Here is a 22,574-nt window from a genome sequence, read left to right on the forward strand (position 1 = left end):
AGTGACACACTAATCGTGATGAACAAACAAAACTTTTCGGATGGTGTATATTTACTTCTTTAGTCGGATTTTATTCGAACACATGAAAACTCTCTAACACGATGAGGGATAAAAACCCAGCAATAAAACCTAAGAAAGCCAACCACAGGATGTTTTTCAAGTACCAAAAAAAGTCTATTTTTTCCATTCCCATAGCAGCCACTCCTGCCGCCGATCCGATTATGAGTAAACTTCCTCCAGTTCCAGCTGCAAAAGCAATAAAATGCCACAAAGCACTATCCACAGGCTCTTGGAACATCCCAATACTTGCTGCTACTAACGGTACGTTGTCAATTACTGATGATCCCATTCCAAGAAGAGCCACTACAATATTCTGATTTGGAACCGCTTCGTTTAATACATTTGCAAAGTTGAATAAAACACCCACGGATTCCAAAGCGGCAACTCCCAATAAAATACCTAAGAAAAATAAAATACTTGATATTTCAATACGCGACAAAGCTCTGTGTGTTGAAAATGAAACAGCTGCATCTTCGTTTAATTCTTTAATAGGTTTCAACAGCTCGGAGAAAAACCACATGGTTGCTAAAGCAAAAAGCATCCCGATGTAAGGAGGTAGACCCGTAACGGATTTGAATACAGGTACAAAAATAATGGACGCAAAACCAATAATCAACACTGGAGTACTACTTTTAAAAGCCTGTGTCTTGTCAGACCGCGGAATGTCCAATCGCCCTTGGAAAACGGGTAAGAATGATGCGATAGCAAAAGGGACAACAAAGCATATAATAGAGGGAAGTAACACATATTCTGTGAGTTTAGCTGCAGTCACTTTATTTGCCATCCAAAGCATCGTCGTAGTTACATCTCCTATAGGTGACCATGCTCCTCCTGCATTAGCAGCAATCACAATGAGTGAAATGTACCAAATGCGTTCAGTTTTGAATGGTACTAATTTACGCATAATTGTAACCAAAACGATGACTGTTGTCAAATTATCAATCAATGCGGAAAGGAAAAAAGCGATAATCCCGACAATCCAAAGTAAGCGTTTTTTTCTACGTGTTTTGATGATTTTTTTTATAATTTCAAAGCCTCGGTGCATATCAATTACCTCAACGATAGTCATTGCTCCGATAAGAAAAAAGAGAATTTCAGCTATTTTTCCCAAATGATGTAACAAAATGTTGTCAATAGCTAAGTCGTTGTTTGTAGGGTTAATAGCGTGAAGGGCTTGATCTTCGATTTCATAGACAGTGAGTCCTCCCATTTTTAAAATAGCCCAACAAATCGATGCCATCCCTAGAGCTGAGATGGTTTTGTCAATCTTCACCTGATGCTCAATAGTGATAAAAAAATAGCCGATAAAAAACACAGCAATCAACAAAATTTCCATAGAATGTATTGATTTTATTATAGATGTAAAATTGGCGACAAAGATAAAAAAATACTCATGAATCCCATATAAAAACTAAAATCTTTTCCTTAAGAAAATCATCTGCTATTTGTATTCTTGATTATCAAAAATAATTTCGTACCTTTGGAACTCATTAATTTCATATTATTTTTAACCAAATAAATAGCTATATATTATGAGTTTTCCAACGGATTTAGAAATTGCACAAAATGCAAAAATGCTTCCTATTAAAGAAGTTGCTAAAAAATTAAATGTTAGTGAAGATGACTTGGAACTGTACGGAAAGTACAAAGCTAAGTTACCTCTACATCTAATTGATAATGAAAAACTTAAGAAGAATAAATTAGTGTTAGTAACGGCTATCACTCCAACCCCTGCAGGTGAAGGGAAAACTACTACTAGCATAGGTCTTACTGAAGGGTTGAACAAAATCGGTAAAAAAGCCATTGCAGTGCTTCGTGAACCTTCTTTAGGGCCTGTTTTTGGAATTAAAGGAGGTGCCGCAGGAGGAGGATATTCACAAGTAGTGCCAATGGAGGATATCAATCTGCATTTCACAGGCGACTTTTCAGCAATTGAAAAAGCAAATAATTTGCTTTCAGCAGTGATTGATAATAATATACAAAGTAAAACACATTCCATCGGTATTGATCCACGTACAGTTGTTTGGAAGCGTGTGATGGATATGAACGACCGTGCATTACGTCAGGTTGTCATCGGCTTGGGAGGTAGTGCCAACGGAGTACCTCGTGAAGATGGGTTTAACATCACTCCTGCCTCTGAGATAATGGCAATCCTTTGTTTGTCAGAAAGTTTTTCGGATTTAAAGAAGCGTATTGGAAACATCTACATCGGTAAAAAATTCGATGGCACACCTGTTTTTGCTCGTGATTTGAAAGTAGTAGGAGCTATGGCATTACTGTTGAAAGATGCGATAAAACCTAATTTAGTGCAAACTTTAGAAAATAATCCTGCCATTTTGCATGGAGGACCTTTCGCAAGTATTGCTCAAGGAACCAATACAGTATTAGCTACCAAAATGGGAATGTCCTTAGCTGAATATACTATAACGGAAGCCGGTTTTGGAGCTGATTTAGGAGCAGAGAAATTCATGAATATCAAATGTGTGTCTGCTGGACTTGCTCCTGATGCAGCTGTTATTGTTGCAACTGTTAGGGCGTTACGCCATCATGGAGGAGCAATGAAAGAAGAATATACCACAGCAAGTCTTGAAAAAGTAAAAAAAGGTATCGGAAACTTAGAAAAGCACATTGAAAACGTGCAAAAATTTGGATTGAAAGCTGTTGTAGCAATTAATTTCTTCCCTAATGACAGTGATGAAGAAATTCAATTCATCAAACAAGTGTGTGAACAAAAAGGAGTGAAAGCAATTGTTTGTAAAGGATTTGCTGAAGGAGGTAATGGGGCAAAAGAACTGGCACAAGCGGTAGTGGAGATTGTAGAAAGTGGTGAAAGTAAATTTAAACCGCTTTACGACCATGCAATTTCCATTGAAGATAAAATTGTTAAAATTGCAACCGAAATTTATGGAGCTAAAAGCGTGAATTTTACTTCAAAGGCACGTACGCAACTCAATAATATTAACAAATTAGGCTTCGACAAAATGCCTGTTTGTATGGTAAAAACTCCGAAATCATTGAGTGATAATGATAAGAAATTAGCACGTCCAACGGATTTCGAGGTTACGGTTCGGGAGTTTGAATTTGCTTCAGGGGCAGGATTTGTGATTCCTATTTTGGGCGATACAATGCGTATGCCAGGGCTACCAAGCGTTCCTGCGGCAGAAGGTATGGACATAGACGACAATGGAATCATTACAGGACTTTCATAGTTTTTTAGTTCAGTAGGACTTTCTAGTACTACTGGATGACTGATAAAAAAGAGGAGAGAAGCTGTCCGAAAAAGACGGCTTCTTTTTTTTGTGATTAAAGGAAGAAAATTTCGCTCTTTTTTCTTTTAAAATTTGTCTATTCAAAAAAACATATTACCTTCGCAATAAAATATAACAATAGTTATATAATGTATGTTATAAAATAATATTATGCCTAAAACAACGACAATAACGAAAGAAATTATCATTGAAACTGCCTTTGAAATGGTTCGAAAAGAAGGGTTTGGGGTGCTTTCTGCCCGAAACATTGCCAAGCAAATCGGTTGTTCAACACCATCGTATTTTTGCCAACGAAACAGTAAAAATTCCTTTTTCAAAAGGCTACGGTCTTGATATGTAGCCCCCAACAAAATAGTAACAACCTAAAAATCAGAATAAAATGAACAACAAAAAAATCGCAGAGATTTTGGCTTCGCAGTATAAAGCAAGCCTTGGAATGCTACGTAAAACTTTGGAAAAAGTTCCTGAAGACCAATGGAATACGGATGAGTACAACAATCCGAATTGGCAAATTGCCTATCATTGCATTGCCGCAATACAATATTATTTAGGGGCAAATGACGCCAGTTTTGTACCCTTTGAAAAAGCCATCAGAGGGGCAGAGAGTCTTGGAGGTTCGCAAGAATGGGAAAATCCTGATGCAGGTGTGGTGGTAGAGGGATTTCATACCAAAGAAGAATTGTTTTCGTTTATTGATGAGCTGAATGAAAACTTGCTACAACGGATTGAAGCTCTGCCTTTTGAAGCGGATTCGGGATATGAATGGTATCCAGTTTCGCGTTTTGAATTGCATCTGAACTGCATCCGGCATACCCCAACACCATACAGCAGAAATCATTGAGCGATTGAAAATAAAAGGTATTAGCGGTTTCCGTTGGTGGGTAAACGAACACGAACCGGAAGAATGGGAGGGATAATTCTCAATGCTAAATGGTTAATATAAGGAGGTATAATTCTTCCTTGTTTTTCGTAATTTGTGAAAAATAAATAAAATCTCCTATTTTTGCCAAAAAAATAAAAAATGACACGAAAAAGAACCAAAAAAGAAAACTCAAAAATCAGTGTGATAGAGCGTTGGGACAAGCCTTTTGAGTATTTTGGATTTTTGAATTTGGTGCTGATGGCATTTTATTACGGAAGTTTGTGGTTTTCCGCCACGCCTTTGGACGCTGATAAAGTATTTAAATTCAGTCTTTTAATGGCATTTGAGTTTATAATGGTACATTCAGGTGTGTTTATGGTGGCGTTTTCTGCACGCATCAGTTTGTTTATATTTTTCCCTGTATATGGCTTGTTTGCCTATTCTTTTCAGAGTATTATGGGGTTTTCGGATTGGACGATTACTACGCTTTATTGCGTTACCGTGTTTAACCGAATGCGTTTTGCATTTTTTAACACCAGTGAAGCTGTACAACAAAGAGTAATGGCTCAATCTGTCGTCGCAGTAATGCTGTATTTTTTTCTTGCGATGTTTGTCGCTTTTGGGCAAAATATTGTCCCAGAATTTGCCTTAGATGAAGGATTTCGCAAATCCCAAAGTTACTTAGATGCCAAAAAACACGGTGGACTTTTTTTAGATTTTCCTCATACAGCGATTGCATTGGGAACTCTGTATTTCAGCTTTTTAGCTCTTTTTGATTTGAGTTTAATCCGAAAGATGAAGTGAGGCATTTGATAAGATTTTGCATTTTTCAAGAAAGTTTAAAGGTCAGTCGTCAAAAAGGAGGTATTACTATTGATGAAGTAGAATAACGTTTGGGAGATACGCTTCGTAGCTTAAAACAACCAAAGGTATATTGTCCAAGTCCAAAACAATAATAAAATTTTTGAGTTCAGTACTTAATTACATATATTTTCTTAATGGTTAAACACTGATTTTCAGTATTTTAACCACTTTTCATCGGCTTTAAAGACAAAGTCCGCACTGCGGAATATGTGCCGTTAAAAAAATCAATGAATGTAGCCTAGAAAATCTATACTACCTGAGCGTAGCGAGTTTAGAAATTTTCAGCAAAGTATGTGAGAGTTGATTTTTGGTAAAGTATCCACAGTATTGATTTTTTGGTTCCACATACTAAGCTTTCGCTTACTATGTTTCAGGACAAAAGTACAAAATATGAAAATAAATAATGAACTCAATAAAATTTATTATTAAGTTTGTCTTTCCTAAAAAAAACACGATGAAAAAACAAAATCAAACGTTGCTTATCATACTGGAAGAAAGTGCTTTTTTTAGCCCAGAATATTATCAAATAATGACACATCAAAATGTCAAATATTTGAAAATCAATTGTTATTCAGTGATTGAAGGAAGAGAAAATTTATATTCCATAAAGGAGTTTTTTCTAAATAGAAATGGAGTTGTGGAGCGGATTTTTCATTATCAATATTTTGAACCTTACGAATACAAAAAAGTAATATTTGATGCGTATGGTAAAAAAATACAGGCTCTTTATTATGATTCAGACGGAAATTTAGAACTAAAACAAATTTTTACTTATGATGAAAACAACAATAATTCTGAAATTTTAACTTTGCAAAATGAAGAATTTTACGCCAAAGTCACACGAAAATTTAATGAAAAAGGACAAGAAATTTTTTGCCATCACGAGCACCAAAACGACCATCTGAGCGGATATTCGGAGTCCTTTTACGATGAAAGTGGCAGGCTCATCTCGATAAAATATTTTTATTCGGATAAAACTCATCACGGTTCGGTGTTTTATGAATATGACAAGTACGGCTTTTGTTGTCTATACCGATGGAAATCGGCAGTCAATCAAGACGATGCTACCATACAAAAAAACATCTTTGACTCCAATGGAAAAATTCTGAAGTCAGAAGTCTATAAGGCATATAATGAGGAAGTTCCGTTCGAAGTTTTTCAGTATGAGATGGATTTCTTTGATGTTTGAGAAATGAAATTATTTTATGATATTTCATCATTTGTATTTTATAGATTTTGTATGTCTTATCTAATGACCCTTTCAAGGGGGAGATGTAAAAATTCCCTTTTGATTTGCTGAATTATATCAGTAAAATTTGAAGAATTTTTGGATAAGTCGTTTTATGTTTTTAGACGGGGATTTTTTTAACGAACTTTCTGTTTTTTATGTGATTATCGTATTTGTTTCAATTGGATGGTTGCTACAACAAAAAAGGAGAATACGAAGTCTCCCCGAAGGTAAACTTTCAATTTTTCCCTTAAACAGCCATTTCGCCAATACGATGTTAGTGGGCAGTTTCTTTATTCTTCAATCTTTCTTTTATAAAAAATATAATCTGTGTTAATCGGTTCTATTCCATAATTTTTAATGTCGACCGCAATTTGAGCACGGTGATAAGTCGAATGGTTTATGATATGGAATAAAACATCTTCAATTTTATTTGTAAATTTTTGTCCTTTTGAATTTTGATATTCAATTATATTTTCAAGATTATTTTCACGAATTATTTTCAAGGTTTTTGTATAATTTTCATCATTTATCTTCGAGATTTTATTCCATTCGTTAATTTGCCAAACTCCAAATTCAATTTCATTGTCAATTCTGATGTTCCATATTTGTTGAGCTTTAATCAGATGATTTATAAGTCTCAAAGATTTTTCAGGAACTTCTTGGAAATTTTCCGTCAGAAACTCAATCCATTTTTTTATTAAAATGATAGTTGTACTCAAATAATTCGTTTAACTTTTCCTTCATTTGGACGGTGTTTTGGTGAAATTACACATAACGATTCGCGGCTTGGCGTAGTGGGGGCTTTTCAGCACAAAACTTCATACGAAGCCGAAAGTTCAAATTTACGAAAAACTGTCATACGAAGAACGTCCGCCCCCCATTACGCCAAACCGCTGTTAGCTGCTGGCGTTCTGTCCACCGTCTTAGTAAACCATTTGTCTGTATGTCGTCCAAGTGTCGCTGTCGGGTTGTGCGTTCGGGTATTTTTTCTTTTCAGAAGGGCAGGAAATTTTTTATTCAATTTTTTTAGGGAACAAGCACACTCTTTTTGCAGCTTTGGTTTGCGTGTCGGCTTGTAGCGGCTGCAAAATGTGTGTGCTTGTGTGCGTTGGCTTTTTACTTCGCTAATTGTAATATTCTGTATGCTCCTCTTGCAACAATTATAAAAACGATTGCTCCAATAATCAAGTCGGGATAACCTGAACTAAGCCAATTAACCAAAAGTCCTGCAACGATAACACCCGAATTAATAATTACGTCATTGGAAGTGAAAATCATACTTGCTTGCATATGAGCCTCTTTGCTTTTACCTTTTTGTAATAAGTAAAGACAAATCACATTAGCGATAAGAGCCAAAACAGAAACGATAATCATTGTTTGAAAATCAGGCATTTTCTCAACTCCTATAAATCGTCTGACTACTTCTACAAAACCAATTACAGCAAGAAGTATTTGAAAATATCCTGCAAATTTTGCGATATTGTTTTTTCTCGTTATTGTTCCACCCACCGCAAATAATGCCAATCCGTAAACAATACTGTCTGCGAGCATATCCAAACTGTCTGCCACTAATCCCATTGAGTTGGAAAAAATTCCTAACAGCATTTCCAATCCGAAAAACAGAAAATTGATGATAAGAACCGTCCACAACAATTTCCGTTGTTTATTGCTTGTGTCCGTTTCAATTTCTACTCTGCTTTCTTCTGTTGAAACCAAAGAAGTATCAAGGTTCAGTGTATTTAATGCTAAGTGTATTGGCTCTGGTTTTCCGTTATGATGAACTGCTAATTTTCGGTTCGGAATGTCAAAGTCCAATGATTTTATTTCATCAAATTTTTGCAGTTTCATCCGTATTAATTGCTCCTCGCTTGGGCAATCCATTTTTGTAATGTTAAATATTGTCTTTTGCATAATTGCTACAATTTTAGTTTGATACCACCATTGATTAAAAATCCGTCAAGCGGTGCGTAAATGTCCCTGAAAACAGGATTAGTTACTGTGCCTGTATAAATAGTGTCAAATCGGGTTTGCCTTGCGTCAAGGAAATTTTCAAAGTTGATGTAAACCGAAAATTTCTCCCATAGCTTTTCAACCATAAAACCACAAAGCACATATTGTTTTCCTGTTGCACCGTCACTCAATTTTTGAGGACTGAAATAATACGCTTCCAAACCTACTTTCCATTTGTCCTCTACTTCATACATTAAAACTGAATTTATCCTGTGCTTTGGCGTAAGCGGTGTATTTGTCAAAATTCCGTTTTGATGCAAGCGGGTATCGGTAAATGTATAACCCAAAAACAATTTAAAATCATCATACCCGATTTTGATATTGGTTTCCGTTCCTCTTGTATCAATGTGTCCTGTCGAATTGATAAATTGGTATAATCCGCCTGTTTGAGATTCAAGCAACAAAGGGTTATTCAAATAGGTATAGAAAAAAAGTTGGTTGATACTGAACGTTACTTTTTCGCCAAATACGGTGCGATAATTAAAATCAAAATTTCCTCCGTAACTGCGTTCCAATTTGTTGATGTTTTTATCAATGGGCATTACATTTTGGTATTGTATGCGTTCGCTTTCCTCTGTAAATATGGTTGGCGTTTTATAGCCAAAGCCACCGCCAAGCCGTGAAGAAAATTTGTCGGTTATTTTGAATAATGCTGAAACTCTTGGCAGCAAGGCAATACCATAATCAATAACATAGTCGGCTCTGAAACCTGTTTCAAGATTGAGCCACTTGGTTGCTTTCCACGAATTTTGAGCAAATGCACCAAAAGTAATTTGGTCGTAATTTCTCAACGGAAAAGTGTCTGTCTGCTTTTCCTGAAAGTTATCCGACCAAAGATTTACACCTGCAACCCATTCTGTTTTTTCCCGAACATTGGTATAGCTTGCTTCGCTGAATGTGGCTGTTTGTGTGCCGTCAAAGCTATAATTCGGAATATTGATTATCCTGTTAAAATAACTTACGCTGTTTTTAAAATTGAAGAAACTTTTGTCATTAAATTTATGGTCAAAAGACAATTGCGTGGAATAGCGTTGTGTTTTGTTTTCTTCAAAATAGCTGTGGATAGTGTCTCCTTTTCCTTGTATAAAATGTATGTCGCCACCGATACGGTTTTCAATAGCTGTGTTTATTCCAACATTCAGTTTTGTTTTGTCGCTGAAATAAACAAATAACTTGGGATTGAAAACATACCTGTCAAATTTTGGAATTGCTGTAAAATCAATATTGGCAGGGTTGTAAGCCCAATTGCGGTTGTGTGCTGCAAATATTGTTGTTCCAATTTTGTTAAATCGCTGTCCGTAAAAACCGTTAATGTCAAAACCTCTGCCCGAACTTCCGTTTAAATGAAAACGTAATTCTTTTTCATCTGTCGGTGTTTTGGAAATAAGGTTTACCAATCCTGCTATCGCTCCTCCTCCGTAAAGTGTAGATGAAGAACCTTTAATAATTTCTACTTGCTTTAAGTCAAGCGGTGGCGTTTGCAAAAGTCCTAAACCGCTTGCTGCTCCTGCATATAGTGGAAATCCGTCTTTAAGAATTTGAGTATATCGTCCGTCAAGTCCCTGAATACGAATAGAAGCATTGGCAGATGTTGCGGAAGTTTGCTGCGTTTGTATGCCTGTGCTTTCACTTAAAAGCATACGAATATCCCCTGCTTTCATATTGCCTTTTTCGTCTAATTCTTCCCCTCCAATAAATTCAATTCTTGTCGGAATGTCCTTTATGGTTCTGGAACTTCGGGTAGATGAAATCACAATTTCGTCCAATTCGTTTGCATTTGATTTGAGAAAAATCTCTATCAGGTTTGATGTTGTCAACGGAAAATCAAACGTGTCTTTTCTTGTTTCATAACCGATGTAACGAAATTCAATTATCTGCTTTCCGTTTGGGATATTGGTTAAGGTTATCATTCCGTTAATGTCTGCGGTTGCTCCTGTTGCCGTTTCTGATAAAATAGCTGTCGCACCGATTAACGGTTCTTTTGTTTCGCTGTCTTTTATGACCGCTTTAAATGTATTCTGTCCGAATACGGTATTTATGTTGAATGCTACCATTAGTAGCAAAATGATTTTAAACTTCATTGCCTAAATGATTATTAATGTTTGAAAAATAAGAATTGGCGGTGCGTAGCACCGCAATTTGTTATTGTGCCGAAGGCACGGAAACATTAACTAATCTTGGGCGGTTTCCAAATGGAAGAGAAAAAGTCAGACGTTGTATTTTCCTTGTAAATAGAAACTTTTTTGTCTGAATAAGTGAGGATAGAGTGTATTGAAAATTTTGCTATTGGAAAAGTAAAACCCAAACAGGTATTGCAACTCATAAATGGTGAACAACAATCGCTACAATCTTTGTCACTTTGATTGTCTTGTGATTGTTCGGTTGTTTGCTCCTGAAAACAATTGTCCTCCACCAAGTTTGGTGCTGCTGTCAGCAACAAAACATAAAGGGCTAATATGAAGGAGAAATATTTCACGCTGCAAAGTTAGTATAATTCATTATTTTATTGTCCAATCGTCATTATCATTTTCATTAACGGTTATCTTACTGATAACAGCGTTTGCCCCTGAGTCTGTGTAAGTTCCATACCCATTGACAAATACGCCTTTAGCTCCGTCTTTTTGATTTGTCATTGCGTATAAAATGGCTTCGTCTTCCAAGTCGTTTTGTCCTGTAAAACGATATATTTTGTCAATAACGATGTCGTTCAAATCAACTTTTTCGCCTCCTTTTTTGTAAGATATGTTTTCTTCCAACAAGTTAAAGTCTTCTGTATAACCACGTTGTCTTAGTATTTCTATTACTTCTGATAATGTTTTCTCTGTTGATAGCATAGTGTTCTCTATATAGATGTTTATAAATGCAAAGTTAAAAAAGCGTTGGGAAAAAATGGCTCTTTGGATTTTGCCGAAGCGTGGGCTTTTGTGTGTCGGGGCAAAAGCCAATGTGCCATTGTGCGGTGGCAAAAAATTGAATAAAAAAATGTGCGGTAGGGAAAAGAAAAAATACAGAAGGGTCGGCAAGGTGTGTCGGCTTAGTTCTTGTCCGTTTGTAATATGGTCTGTATGTCTTTGTTTATCTGTCAAAATGGTTTACGCTTCTCTTGTTTGTCTGACCGTTACTGTCAGGGTTGCACGGTCTGTCTTTACGCTTGCAGGTAACACGCAAATATACGCAATTTCGTTTATTCTACATATATAATATTCGTATATCGTTTTATTTTTTTATCCATAATTCTTTTATATATCAATAAATCAACAAGATACAACAACTAGAAACATTTGTATTTCCGAATGTTTTTACTGTCTTTGCAAAAAGAAAACAGAGCAAAGATATGGTTTACATTATTCCCCAAAAAGGATAGGTTTGTGGGTTATGCACTTTCTGTTTTTATCAGATTATCGTATTCGTTTCAAAGGAATTAGTATTTTTGTCCTTACGAAGTAACACCTATGATGCACAACAAGACATAAAACAGCGTTTTTCAAGTTATATGCCCTTTATAACGCCACTACAATGAAATACAGAGAAATTAAACCGAATGGATTTTTGAACAACTTTGTACAGTGCTTTTGGTATTACGAAACTACTGACACAGAAATCCAGCATACCATTTTACCGGACGGTTACTTTGACTTAATTGCAGAGTTTGAAAACGAAACATTGACAACTGTCAAACTCACAGGAATTTGGACAAAACCGAAAGACATACAAATCTCTAAAAACGCTAAATTCTTCGCCATTAGGTTTAAACTTTTAGCCATTGAATATATCTTCCGAAAAGAGATTAAATCAATTTTAGACTCAATCGTAAATTTGCCTTTTTCATTTTGGAGCATTGACAAATATAAAACTGATGAATTTGAAAAATTTACTTCCGAAATCTCGAATAATTTAGAGACCTCCATAAAACTTTTAAAGCCAATTGACAGTAGAAAATTAAAACTGTTCGACTTCGTTTATGAACAAAAAAACAAAAGCGTTCCTATTGAAATTGAGCTACGAAATGAGCCTTGGGGCGACCGCCATTTCGCTATCAAAGACCCCAACGACATCGGTATTGATATAGTAACCTACACAGAATCTGAATGATAATCAATTTTCTTGTAAAAACCAATATCGTGTAATTTAGGAATTTATTAGATAATCAAAAAAGATATAAAAACGCTCCTTAATTGGAGCGTTTTTGCTTTAGAAAGAACATAACTTATAAGATTTCAAGATTAAAGGAAGAAAATTGCGTTCTTTTTTCTTATAGAAAATTTGTCTGTTCAAAAAAACATATTACTTTTGCAATAAAATATAATAGTAGTTATATAATGTGTGTTATAAAATAATATTATGCCTAAAACAACGACAATAACGAAAGAAATTATCATTGAAACTACCTTTGAAATGGTTCGAAAAGAAGGGTTTGGGGTGCTTTCTGCCCGAAACATTGCCAAAAAAATCGGTTGTTCAACACAGCCCATTTATTGGACATACAAAAATATGGACGACCTCAAAGCCGAAGTCTGCCAAAAAGCTCTTATTCACTTACAAAACACAATGTTGGGCTATTCAAAAACAGGAAACTCTTTCCTTGATTTAGGATTGGGGTATGTGCAAATGGCTCATACAGAACCTGCTTTATTTAAGGCTTTCTATATGGATAATATTATGAATATAAAACTTACAGATATTTTTCCGGAAAGTCAGCAAATAGTAAACATAATGAAAAATTCAGAAGAATACCGACAATTATCCGACGAAGGCGTAAAGAACATTATCGCTAAATCGTGGATGTTGGCTCACGGTATAGCTTCACTGGTCGCAGTTGGAATGTTTGTCTATGATGAGGAGAAAATTTTGGATATTTTAAAATAATATCATTTCTATACCTAAAATGAAATTTCATTCAAAAAACAATGTAAACCTTTAACAATATGAACACCAAATCAAAAACTTTCAGAAATGTTACCCTATTCAGCTTGGTGGCAATCACCTGCGGTTGGGTAGGCGTTGGGGTGGATAAGTTGCTCGGTCAGCCCTCGAATTTGGAATCGCTCGGAGCGTTGATTTTTATCGCTACGCCACTTCTGTGTATGCTTTTGCTTCGCCTTTTCGGTGGCGACGGCTGGAAAGACCTTCCCCTGAAACCGAATTTCAAACAAAACGCCTGTTGGTATCTGTTTGCCTTTGCAGTTTATCCGTTGGTTATCGGTATAACGCTTTGCATAGGGCAAATGCTGGGTTGGGCAGATGTGAGCAAATTTAGTTTTTCGACATATTTATCCATTCTTGCAGCTGCTTTTTTGCCCGAATTTATCAAAAATATCTTTGAAGAATCGGTTTGGCGAGGCTATCTCACCCTAAAAATGGAGCAACTCACCAAAAACGAATGGTTGATTTATTTAGTGGTGGCACTGGTGTGGCAGACTTGGCACGCCCCTTATTATATGGTGTTTTTGGAAGAAGACTATTTGGCTCAATTTTTCCCTTACGGAGGAGTGTGGCTTTTCGTCTACGGCTTTGTGGTGGTGGGCGTTTGGACGATTATGTACACCGAAGTCTTTTTCTTGTCGCGTTCGCTTTGGGTGGTGGTTTTGATGCACACGATGGAAGACGCTCTCAATCCGCTGATTTCCGAAGGTTTTGCCGTTGTCTCGCCTGATAAAACATTATTGATTTCGCCAACTTTCGGTATTATTCCGCTGATGATGTATTTGGCAATAGGCTTGTATTTAAGAAAAATACGAAAAGCGAAATTCTGTCAAACCGATTGATTTTGTGGTTACATCAAAAACAGAAATAACCAATATACAATATAATATATGAGTAAAGTAATTCTGTATATCTCAATGAGTTTGGACGGGTATATCGCCAAGCCCAATGACGATTTAAGTTTCTTATCCATCGTGGAAAAAGAAGGAGAAGATTATGGTTTTGAGCGTTTTATATCAACGGTGGATACACTGATTATCGGACGAAAAACATACGACTGGGTAATGAATGCGGTAGGGGAATTTCCGCATAAGGAAAAAACGGTTTATGTACTGACGAAAATCGAAAGACCTTCCGCAGGGAACATTCATTTTTATACGGGAGATATATCGCTACTCATCGGCAAATTGAAAAAAGAAACTCGCCAAAACATCTATTGCGACGGCGGGGCTCAAATCGTGAATGAACTTTTGAAGGGCGATTTATTGGACGAACTCATCATTTCCGTCATTCCGATATTGGTGGGCAACGGCACAAAATTGTTTAACGACAACAGACCCGAACAGCCACTAAAACTCATCAGCGTAACCCCTTACGACACAGGACTTGTGCAATTGCATTACAAAAGAATATAATACATAAATAAAAGGTATTAATTTTTCAACAATATGAACACAAACAAAAAAATGCACTCCGGTGCTGACTGTTGGGACAAAATTTTCCCGAAAAGCGATAAAGTAGAACATCAAAAAGTAACGTTCAGAAACCGCTACGGCATAACCCTTGTCGGCGATTTGTATTTTCCGAAAAACAGCGAAGGCAAGAAACTTGCAGCTCTTGCCGTTTGTGGAGGATTCGGAGCGGTAAAGGAACAAGCCTCCGGATTTTACGCCCAAACGATGGCGGAAAAAGGCTTTGTAACCTTGGCTTTTGACCCTTCTTATACGGGCGAAAGCGGTGGCGAACCTCGCAATGTGGCGTCGCCCGACATCAACACCGAAGATTTTTCGGCTGCGGTCGATTGCTTGGGGCTTCAACCCTTTGTGGACAGAGAAAAAATAGGGCTTATTGGCATCTGCGGTTGGGGCGGATTTGCCCTGAACGCTACGGCTATCGACACGCGAATAAAAGCGGTGGCAACGATGGTAATGTACGATATGTCCCGCGTTTTCGGCAAAGGATATTTCGACGGCAACACACCCGAAATGCGTCTGGAAATGAAGCGTTCGCTCAATGCGCTTCGTTGGACGGATGCCGAAACGGGAATGCCTGCTCCTGGCTATCCGATGCCGGATGCTCCTTCCGATAAAGTCCCTCAATTCCTGAACGATTATATCGAGTTTTATAAAACTCCGAGAGGTTTCCACGAGCGTTCGGTTTCTAATCAGGTTTGGACAGCCACTACACTGCTTTCGTTTCTGAATTTCCCGCTGCTTTCGTATGTTCACGAAATCGATGTCCCGACCCTTATCGTTGCGGGAGAAAACGCTCATTCCCGCTATATGAGCGAAGATGCCTACCAATCCGTAGGAAGCAAAAACAAGGAGTTGTTTATTGTTCCCAACGCCAAGCACACCGACTTTTACGACAATCAGGCAGGAGTGATTCCGTTTGATAAGTTGGAAACGTTTTTTAAGGAGAATTTACAATAATGTTAAAAATATATATAAATAGCACAATCAAAGAACAACATCGTAACCCACGAAATATGTAAAAATTCGTTTCTTTTTTTCATAATTTCTTGAAAAATACAAAAATCGATGTATTTTTGGTGAAAAATATTCTGATTTAATATGATTGATTGCCAATTGCTTATAGATCAATTTAGAAATAAAGTGAATGAATACTTTTCCCTGTCGGAGGCTACTTTTGAACTTCTCAAAACGCATATTGATTGTATTGCATTGTCTCGTAATGAAATTCTATTGGATTACGGAAAAACCTGCAAGGATTTGTACTTTGTTTGTCAAGGAATTTTGATAGCCTATTTTATAGATAAAAACGGAAGTACATACAATAAAAACATCTTTTTTGAAAACGAATTTGCAGGTTCTATGGTTTCAGCAATTACTCAAAAGCCTTCCGAATTTGTGATTCAATCTCTTGAAAATAGTCTTGTGATAAAGATTAATTTCTCAGAATTTAAGCGACTTATTTCACAGAATGAAGAAATTAAAAATTTCTACATCGCCTATTTAGAGAAAAATTGGGTTATCGACAAAGAACAACGGGAAATCGCTATCGTGATGCAAGATGCGATTTTCCGCTACAAAAATCTGCTTGAAAAACACCCTAACATAGACCGTCGCGTACCGCTCAAACATATCGCTTCACATTTGGGCATTACCCCAACGCAACTCAGCAGAATCAGAAAAGAAATTCTATAAAAATACTCTTTCTCAACATATGTAAAGCGTTTTCAGCCGAAACCCTCCTAATTTTGCCGTATGAATACAAAATTACTATTTATATTGGCTTTTATGGGAGGCGTTTGCTTGGCGATTCAAGCCGCATTTAATTCTCAACTGACGATGCTGCTCAAAAAACCGATTTTTACTACTTTCGTTTCTGCGATAAGTTCGGTAGTGTTTTCACTACTATTTGTGCTATTGCTGTTTACAAAAGACCTTCCCAACAAAGAAAGTTTTAGGGAAATCCCTTGGTATTTATGGTTGGCGGGTGGATTTTTCAGTATCGCAGGACTGATGCTTTACTTTGTTACCATTCCTAAAATAGGCATTACCAAAGTTATCGTATTGGGACTTTGCGGACAATTAGTTTTGTCGGTTATCGCAGGGCATTTCGGTTGGCTCAATCTACCTGCTGACCCCATTACCTTGAAAAAAAGCATAGGCGTAATGGTAATGATTATAGGAATTCTTTTAATTTATTCAAAATGAACAAAATACATAAAAATATTCAAAATCTTTTTTCTCTTTGGGAAATTGTAAGTAATTGTGGAGGAGAATATTATCAATCTGAAAAAATTTCAGTAGCTAAAATTCCAAATTCAGAATATCCAAACAGAATTTGGCTGAACCAATATCCTACCAAATTGACCACGGAAACCATACAAAAGATTAAAACTATTGCACTGCAAAATAAAGAACCTCTGCGTTTTAGTCTTTTTACCGATGATTTACATTTTCCCGAAGAAGAACAATTGCTCCGCAACGGATTTGTGAAAAAATCCGAGCAATACGGAATGTCTTTCACTTTAAAAGAAAAACTTCCCATTGAAAGGCGATTGCATTTTCAACTTGTGCAAGATAAAGAGCAATCCCAACTTTGGTCGGACGTATTTTTAAAGAGTTTCGGCTATAAGATATCCGTCGAAAGCATCTACCAATCGAGTGCGAAAATTCCTTTTTATATCCTTTATTTTCAGAAAGATATTGTAGGAACGGTGCTTACACACCCAACCGAAAATATAATGGGTGTTCATTCTTTGGGCATACTTCCTGAGTTTAGGAAATTAGGCTTCGCGGAAGAGGTAATGACCGTGCTTATCAATCAATCTATTGACCGACAATGTGAAACGATGACACTACAATCCTCCGCTATGGGCAGAAATCTTTATCTAAAATTAGGCTTTGAAGAGGATTTTTTGATGATGAATTACGCTATTAATTAATATGTTAAAAACTACAAAAAACACAATCAAAGAACAACATCGTAACCCAAGGATTAACTTAAAATATACGCAGTAAAAAGATATCAAAAAAAGCTCTATAATTAGAGCGTTTTGTAAATAATTTTAATTGTATTTTGAAAAACATTGTACTTTTGTGGAAAAATGTTGATAATGTCAAACACTCTTGATTTTTCTAAAATATATGCACATCCATTGATTTTTGGAAATGACCTTAAAAAGATTACACAGGCTCATTATAGGATTGAAATCAAAAAAGGAGAATATATCTTACGAGAAGGGCAAACGGCTCGAGATTATATGATTTTGGAAAGTGGTATTGTTCAAAGTTTTGTATATGATTACAAAGGAAATAAAATTACGACAGATTTCTTTTGCAAAAATGAAATTATAGTGCAAGAACTATCGTTATTCAACCATCTACCAAGTGCTGAAAGTATTGTCGCTTTAACCGATTGTATAGCTTGGAAGATTGATTTTAAGGAGTTTCAGAAATTGTATCATTCTCTTCCGGGCTATGCTGAGTGGGGGCGACTCTTTATGACCCAAAAGTTATTTCAAATAAAAAAACGCTCGCTTGAAATGATTACACTTCCTGCAAAAGAGCGTTATCTACAATTTCTAAAAGATAAACCGCAAGTGATTCAGAATGTACCTTTAAGGCAAATTGCTAGTTACTTAGGAATTACACATACTTCCTTAAGTCGGATTAGAAAGGAAGTTTCACTATAAGTTGAAAATGTTGCCTTATGGCAACATTTTTTTATTTTAAAGACACTACTTTTGCCCCAAAAATCAGAATAAAATGAAAGAACTTTTAGCAACTTATTACAAGGGGTTTGCACAGAAAGCAAACTGGGAACAAACTTTAGACGAAGATTTTGTTTTTATAATGAACGACGGAGAGCCTCTTTTGGGAAAACAGGCTTATATAGAAATGTACAGAAATTTTTGTAAAAGCTACCAAACAATGCGAGTAATCCAAACGATAATAGAAGGAGATAATGCCTTTGTGTTGGCAAATTACGATTGGATTTTGCCCAACGGAACTATACAAAATGGTAATGTTGCCGAGATATGGAAAGCAGAAAACGGACTTTTGAAAGAGCTGAAAATCTATTTTCATAAGTAGAAAACAGGCTTTAATGATAATCGATATAGTATAAAAATGGCTTACAATGAAGCTTTAGCCAATCGGGTGCGTGAATTTTTAGCAAAAATTCCTGAAATTGAGGTTGAAGAGAAGAAAATGTTTGGGGGGTTAGCATTTTTGGTAAACGAAAAGATGTGTATTAATGTTAGTGATGACCGTTTGATGTGTCGTTTCGACCCCCAATATACCGAAGGGCTTACCGAAAGGCAGGGTTATTTACCTTGCATAATGAAAAATAAGGATTTGAAAGGCTACTGCTATGTGGAAGAAATAGGCTACAAATCAGCAAAAGATTTTGCTTTTTGGCTTAATCTCTGCTTGGATTTCAACAAAAAAACCAAGAAAAAGTAATTATTTGAAATCATAAAAAAATGGCACAATCAAAGAACAACATCGTAACCCACGGATTAAGTGGAAAAGTGGGAGATATTTTGGTTTTCTCACAACGAAACGGGAAAACCATTGTTTCCAAAGCTCCTAAAAAACGCACGGGAGAAGATTCCGAAAAGCAAAAACAACAACAAGCCAAGTTCCAACAGGCGGTACTCTACGGAAAGGCTGTCCTTGCAGACGACAATCAAAAGGCACTTTACGAAACCACAGGCAAAAAAGCCTATAACGTAGCCGTGGCCGACTTGCTCAATGCGCCTAAAATCGAAAGTATCAATGTATCAAACTACAAAGGCAATGCAGGAGACACGATTATTATTCGAGCCACAGATGATTTTAAGGTCGTTTCTGTAAAGGTAATTATCCAAAATGCAGATGGTTCGTTGGTTGAGGAGGGCGAAGCCGTTTTACAAGGCATCGATTGGATTTATATCGCCACCGCACAAAATCCCGACCTCTCAGGAGATAAAATAATCATTCAGGCTTCCGATATTCCTGCTAATGTCACAGAAAAAACAGAAATTTTAAAGTAATTAATTTTTAATTTTAAATGTCACACTGAGCGAAGTTGAACTGCTTATTGGTTATCACAGAAAATTTGAATTATGGTTTGTCACACTGAGCGAAGTCGAAGTGTGGTTGATTACTACAAAAAAAATCATCATAAATAAACGAAGAAGTAACGAAGAAGTAACGAAGACACTTACACAATTTTAAATTTAAAATTACGAAGATAAAAGTCTTCGACTTCGCTCAGACTGACACGGAGTTTGTCTTGCTGAGCGGAGTCGAAGCTCCAAAAATTATTTGGAATTACTATTTTGAGTTTAGTTCTTAATTGCATATATTTTTTAATGGTTAAACACTGATTTTTCAGCATTTTGACCGCTTTTCATCGGCATTGGAGATTTGGCGTTAAGAAAATCAACGAATAAAGCAAAGTAAGCGAAAACTTGGAGCTTAGTATGTGGGAAATTTTCCATTGTTCGAAGCGACCGTAGGAAGCAAGTTTGGAAAATTTGTCGGAAGCCAACTGCTTATTTTTTAATGCCCGTGCGGCTCGCACTTTTGGTTCTTTTCATCTAAGGAAAAGAACAATGTATAAAAATAAATAATGAACTCAATTTACTATTTTTATCACGACAGAATAACAGAACCTAAAACACACAAAGACACAATATAATGTGTCTTTTTTTGTAATTAAAGGTAGAAAAAAGCCTCGAATTTACTTCCTAAGTAGAAATAAAAAATCCAGATTTTGTGCGAAAACGGAATGCTTTTTGTAGTAATGCTTAGTAAATTTTTAAATTATTAAGATATGAAATTAAAATATATTCTTTTTTTGATAATTGGAGGTGCCATTTCGGCATGTTCTACTTCAAAAGAACAAATTTATTGGGTGAATTCTGTAAAAGTAGATTGTGATGCAGGAGCAGGAAAAGCCCAATGTATGCAAGTTTCTAAAAATGAAGACCTTGATAAGGCTCAGTGGGAATATTTTTATGCTCCAATAGAGAATTTTGTTTTTGAGGAAGGATTTTTTAAGAAGATACAAGTCAAAGAAACACAATTGGATAGCAAAAATGTCCCTGCCGATGCTTCTTCGGTAGAATACACGATGATAAAAGAAATTGAAAAACAGAAAGATATGTCTTTTGAACTTAGCGGAAGTTGGACGTTGGAAAAACTTAACGGAAACCAAGTTACACAATCATTAAAGCCCAATTTGAAACTTCATTTGCAAGAGAAAAAAATAAACGGAGTTGGCGGATGTAACAATTATTTTGGAACGATTACAGAACTTCATCAGAATAAAATTCAGTTTGGAAAAATTGGTGCAACACGCAAAATGTGTATGGACGATAACATCGAAATGGCATATTTCGATGCCTTGTCGCAGGTGCGTACTTTTAAAATAGACGAAGGAAAATTGATTTTGTCAGATGCTTCAAATAAAGAGATACTGATTTTCAGTCCTAAAAAGAAGGTAAATGAACGTCTGCACGACATTTGGGGAGCTGTCCGCATTGGAGGAAAATCGATTGAGAAAAAAGAAGGCATTCCAATGTTGGAAATTAATCTTACAGAAATGAGCATCAGTGGAAGTGATAGTTGTAATAGTTATTTCGGTCAGATTGAGGAGCTTACTGATGAGAAAATTGTCTTCGCAGGAATAGGGGTAACCGCCAAATTATGTCCTGAAATGGAAATTGCCAATCAGTACAACCAAGCTATGGAAAAGGTAACTTCCTACAAACTTGAGGAATTAAATCTGACACTGTATGATGCTCAAGGAAATGAAGTACTTGCTTTTATAAAAGGGGATTAAAAATCCTCTTTTTTTGTGTCTATTCTTGTGGAATGTTTTTAATTGAGTTTAAGGGTGTCAATAAATAAGAATGAATAACCTCTAAAATGGAGCTATAGTCCTGTGAAAGAATGTTTTATATATCTATCTCTTTGACTACACTTAGGTGTTGGACAATAACAAAAACAGCCACAGGACAAGGAAATCTCTTATGTAAAGAATGTGGCTGTGTTTTAGTAGATTCTGTTATCAAGCCTAAACAAAATAAGCTGTTGCAAAACCTAATATTATGGTAATCAATTTAATATGATTGAACTTATGGTTTTCAGATGCTTCAAATAGAATGACAGACGAAATGTGTAAGAAAATTCCTATAACGATGGCTGATATTTCTACATGGTAATGACCTAGTTGAGGTATGTATTCTGCTAAGAACGTTCCGAAGGGAGTCATCAGAGCAAAAAGTGTTAGAAAAACAAACGTACGTTTAAATCCAATACCTGAATCTAGAAAGAAAATTGTCAATACCATCGCAATGGGCAAGTGATGAACAAAAATCCCATATGCCATATGATGATGATGGTGCAAAGGGAATCCTTCTAAAATTGAGTGAATGCTTAAGCTGATAAATAACGTCCAAGGGAAGGCGTTCTTTAAATCCTTATGCGGGTGATGTGTATGTCCGTGTTCAGCTCCTTTGGAGAAAAACTCTAATACAATTTGCAGTAAAATTCCTATAACAATCCAAATGCCTAACTGTTTGCCTATTTCGCCGTGATGATCATGGTCGTGGTCGTGTGCCAATGAATGATATACTTCGGGCATTAAGGTAAATATGGTCATAGCTAACAGAAAAGCACCACTGAAAGCTAATAGTAATTTGATATTGCGTTGATTTTTAGGTTTAAAAATAAGTACGATTGCAAAACCTAATACAATCGATAGAAAGGGTAATAGATAGTTCATTCTTTTTTATAAAATTTGTTATACTATTCAAAGATTCAAAGATTCAATAATTTAATGATTTAATGATTTTTTTCGTGAATCACTTATGCAGTGAGCTTTTAATAAC

At 36.0% G+C, this 22,574-nt stretch carries 23 protein-coding genes and 3 pseudogenes; 19 read left to right on the plus strand and 7 right to left on the minus strand.

Annotation, left to right across the window (positions count from 1 at the left end):
* Positions 1-70: 70 nt before the first annotated feature.
* A complete protein-coding gene (nhaD, locus tag CGC49_RS07340; RefSeq protein ID WP_095912269.1) occupies positions 71-1,396 on the minus strand; it encodes a sodium:proton antiporter NhaD in 1,326 nt (441 codons plus the stop codon).
* Positions 1,397-1,592: 196 nt separating this feature from the next.
* Between nhaD and CGC49_RS07345 the strand changes: the two genes are divergently transcribed.
* The 5 genes and pseudogenes from CGC49_RS07345 (at position 1,593) to CGC49_RS07365 (ending at position 6,244) form a co-directional block, all read left to right on the plus strand.
* Complete coding sequence (locus CGC49_RS07345) at positions 1,593-3,269, plus strand: formate--tetrahydrofolate ligase (RefSeq protein ID WP_095893902.1); 1,677 nt, start codon at positions 1,593-1,595, stop codon at positions 3,267-3,269.
* Positions 3,270-3,479: 210 nt separating this feature from the next.
* A pseudogene (locus CGC49_RS07350) lies at positions 3,480-3,626 on the plus strand (TetR/AcrR family transcriptional regulator); the annotation flags it as partial.
* 82 nt (positions 3,627-3,708) lie between these two features.
* Positions 3,709-4,170: a DinB family protein gene (locus CGC49_RS07355; protein ID WP_095912270.1), complete on the plus strand. Its 462-nt coding sequence runs from the start codon at positions 3,709-3,711 to the stop codon at positions 4,168-4,170.
* Between the two features lie 180 nt (positions 4,171-4,350).
* Positions 4,351-4,995, plus strand: coding sequence for a hypothetical protein (locus CGC49_RS07360; RefSeq protein WP_052458201.1), 645 nt, complete (start codon positions 4,351-4,353; stop codon positions 4,993-4,995).
* Between the two features lie 514 nt (positions 4,996-5,509).
* Entirely contained in the window at positions 5,510-6,244 is a 735-nt protein-coding gene (locus CGC49_RS07365) for a hypothetical protein (protein ID WP_095912271.1), read from the plus strand.
* 332 nt (positions 6,245-6,576) lie between these two features.
* On the opposite strand, the gene CGC49_RS07370 is transcribed toward CGC49_RS07365, so the two are convergent.
* From CGC49_RS07370 to CGC49_RS11290, 4 genes are all read right to left on the minus strand, one after another.
* Complete coding sequence (locus CGC49_RS07370; protein ID WP_232745168.1) at positions 6,577-7,005, minus strand: DinB family protein; 429 nt, start codon at positions 7,003-7,005, stop codon at positions 6,577-6,579.
* A 397-nt stretch (positions 7,006-7,402) separates the two neighbouring features.
* On the minus strand, positions 7,403-8,197 hold the full coding sequence (locus CGC49_RS07375; protein ID WP_095893906.1) for a cation transporter: 795 nt from the start codon (positions 8,195-8,197) through the stop codon (positions 7,403-7,405).
* Between the two features lie 5 nt (positions 8,198-8,202).
* Positions 8,203-10,377, minus strand: a complete 2,175-nt coding sequence (locus tag CGC49_RS07380) for a TonB-dependent receptor (protein ID WP_095912272.1) — start codon at positions 10,375-10,377, stop codon at positions 8,203-8,205.
* Positions 10,378-10,794: 417 nt separating this feature from the next.
* Positions 10,795-11,382: a hypothetical protein gene (locus CGC49_RS11290; protein WP_231550020.1), complete on the minus strand. Its 588-nt coding sequence runs from the start codon at positions 11,380-11,382 to the stop codon at positions 10,795-10,797.
* 430 nt (positions 11,383-11,812) lie between these two features.
* On the opposite strand from CGC49_RS11290, the pseudogene CGC49_RS11400 reads away from it, so the two are divergent.
* The 13 genes and pseudogenes from CGC49_RS11400 to CGC49_RS07455 all read left to right on the plus strand — a co-directional run.
* Positions 11,813-12,097, plus strand: a pseudogene (locus CGC49_RS11400) (DUF6597 domain-containing transcriptional factor); the annotation flags it as partial.
* A gap of 174 nt (positions 12,098-12,271) precedes the next feature.
* Positions 12,272-12,388: pseudogene (locus CGC49_RS11405) on the plus strand (glyoxalase); the annotation flags it as partial.
* Positions 12,389-12,637: 249 nt separating this feature from the next.
* On the plus strand, positions 12,638-13,162 hold the full coding sequence (locus CGC49_RS07405) for a TetR/AcrR family transcriptional regulator (protein WP_095912274.1): 525 nt from the start codon (positions 12,638-12,640) through the stop codon (positions 13,160-13,162).
* Positions 13,163-13,221: 59 nt separating this feature from the next.
* Positions 13,222-14,061, plus strand: coding sequence for a type II CAAX prenyl endopeptidase Rce1 family protein (locus tag CGC49_RS07410; protein WP_095912275.1), 840 nt, complete (start codon positions 13,222-13,224; stop codon positions 14,059-14,061).
* A gap of 48 nt (positions 14,062-14,109) precedes the next feature.
* Positions 14,110-14,634 carry a dihydrofolate reductase family protein gene (locus CGC49_RS07415; protein ID WP_095912276.1) on the plus strand — a complete coding sequence of 175 codons (525 nt, stop codon included), beginning with the start codon at positions 14,110-14,112 and terminating at the stop codon, positions 14,632-14,634.
* Between the two features lie 33 nt (positions 14,635-14,667).
* The gene (locus CGC49_RS07420; RefSeq protein ID WP_095912277.1) at positions 14,668-15,651 is read left to right on the plus strand and encodes an alpha/beta hydrolase; all 984 of its coding nucleotides are present in this window, start codon (positions 14,668-14,670) and stop codon (positions 15,649-15,651) included.
* A gap of 141 nt (positions 15,652-15,792) precedes the next feature.
* Positions 15,793-16,386 (plus strand): Crp/Fnr family transcriptional regulator, encoded by a 594-nt coding sequence (locus CGC49_RS07425; protein WP_095912278.1) that lies wholly within the window; start codon positions 15,793-15,795, stop codon positions 16,384-16,386.
* Between the two features lie 60 nt (positions 16,387-16,446).
* Entirely contained in the window at positions 16,447-16,899 is a 453-nt protein-coding gene (locus tag CGC49_RS07430) for a DMT family transporter (protein WP_095912279.1), read from the plus strand.
* Positions 16,896-17,633 carry a GNAT family N-acetyltransferase gene (locus CGC49_RS07435; RefSeq protein ID WP_095912280.1) on the plus strand — a complete coding sequence of 246 codons (738 nt, stop codon included), beginning with the start codon at positions 16,896-16,898 and terminating at the stop codon, positions 17,631-17,633. Before CGC49_RS07430 ends, CGC49_RS07435 begins: the two co-directional genes overlap by 4 nt.
* A 171-nt stretch (positions 17,634-17,804) precedes the next feature.
* Positions 17,805-18,383 (plus strand): Crp/Fnr family transcriptional regulator, encoded by a 579-nt coding sequence (locus CGC49_RS07440; RefSeq protein ID WP_018279830.1) that lies wholly within the window; start codon positions 17,805-17,807, stop codon positions 18,381-18,383.
* 73 nt (positions 18,384-18,456) lie between these two features.
* A complete protein-coding gene (locus CGC49_RS07445; RefSeq protein ID WP_018279831.1) occupies positions 18,457-18,783 on the plus strand; it encodes a nuclear transport factor 2 family protein in 327 nt (108 codons plus the stop codon).
* 36 nt (positions 18,784-18,819) lie between these two features.
* Entirely contained in the window at positions 18,820-19,155 is a 336-nt protein-coding gene (locus CGC49_RS07450) for a TfoX/Sxy family protein (protein ID WP_018279832.1), read from the plus strand.
* Between the two features lie 20 nt (positions 19,156-19,175).
* On the plus strand, positions 19,176-19,727 hold the full coding sequence (locus CGC49_RS07455) for a hypothetical protein (RefSeq protein ID WP_095912281.1): 552 nt from the start codon (positions 19,176-19,178) through the stop codon (positions 19,725-19,727).
* 318 nt (positions 19,728-20,045) lie between these two features.
* Here CGC49_RS07455 and CGC49_RS11350 read toward each other — a convergent pair whose 3' ends face one another.
* Complete coding sequence (locus tag CGC49_RS11350; protein WP_255318363.1) at positions 20,046-20,177, minus strand: hypothetical protein; 132 nt, start codon at positions 20,175-20,177, stop codon at positions 20,046-20,048.
* A 335-nt stretch (positions 20,178-20,512) separates the two neighbouring features.
* Between CGC49_RS11350 and CGC49_RS07460 the strand changes: the two genes are divergently transcribed.
* Positions 20,513-21,523 (plus strand): META domain-containing protein, encoded by a 1,011-nt coding sequence (locus tag CGC49_RS07460; protein WP_095912282.1) that lies wholly within the window; start codon positions 20,513-20,515, stop codon positions 21,521-21,523.
* Between the two features lie 234 nt (positions 21,524-21,757).
* Here CGC49_RS07460 and CGC49_RS07465 read toward each other — a convergent pair whose 3' ends face one another.
* Positions 21,758-22,468 carry a ZIP family metal transporter gene (locus tag CGC49_RS07465; RefSeq protein ID WP_042009793.1) on the minus strand — a complete coding sequence of 237 codons (711 nt, stop codon included), beginning with the start codon at positions 22,466-22,468 and terminating at the stop codon, positions 21,758-21,760.
* Positions 22,469-22,574: the final 106 nt, after the last annotated feature.

Source organism: Capnocytophaga sp. H4358 (assembly GCF_002302515.1).
In the GTDB taxonomy this organism is placed as follows: Bacteria; Bacteroidota; Bacteroidia; order Flavobacteriales; family Flavobacteriaceae; genus Capnocytophaga; species Capnocytophaga canis.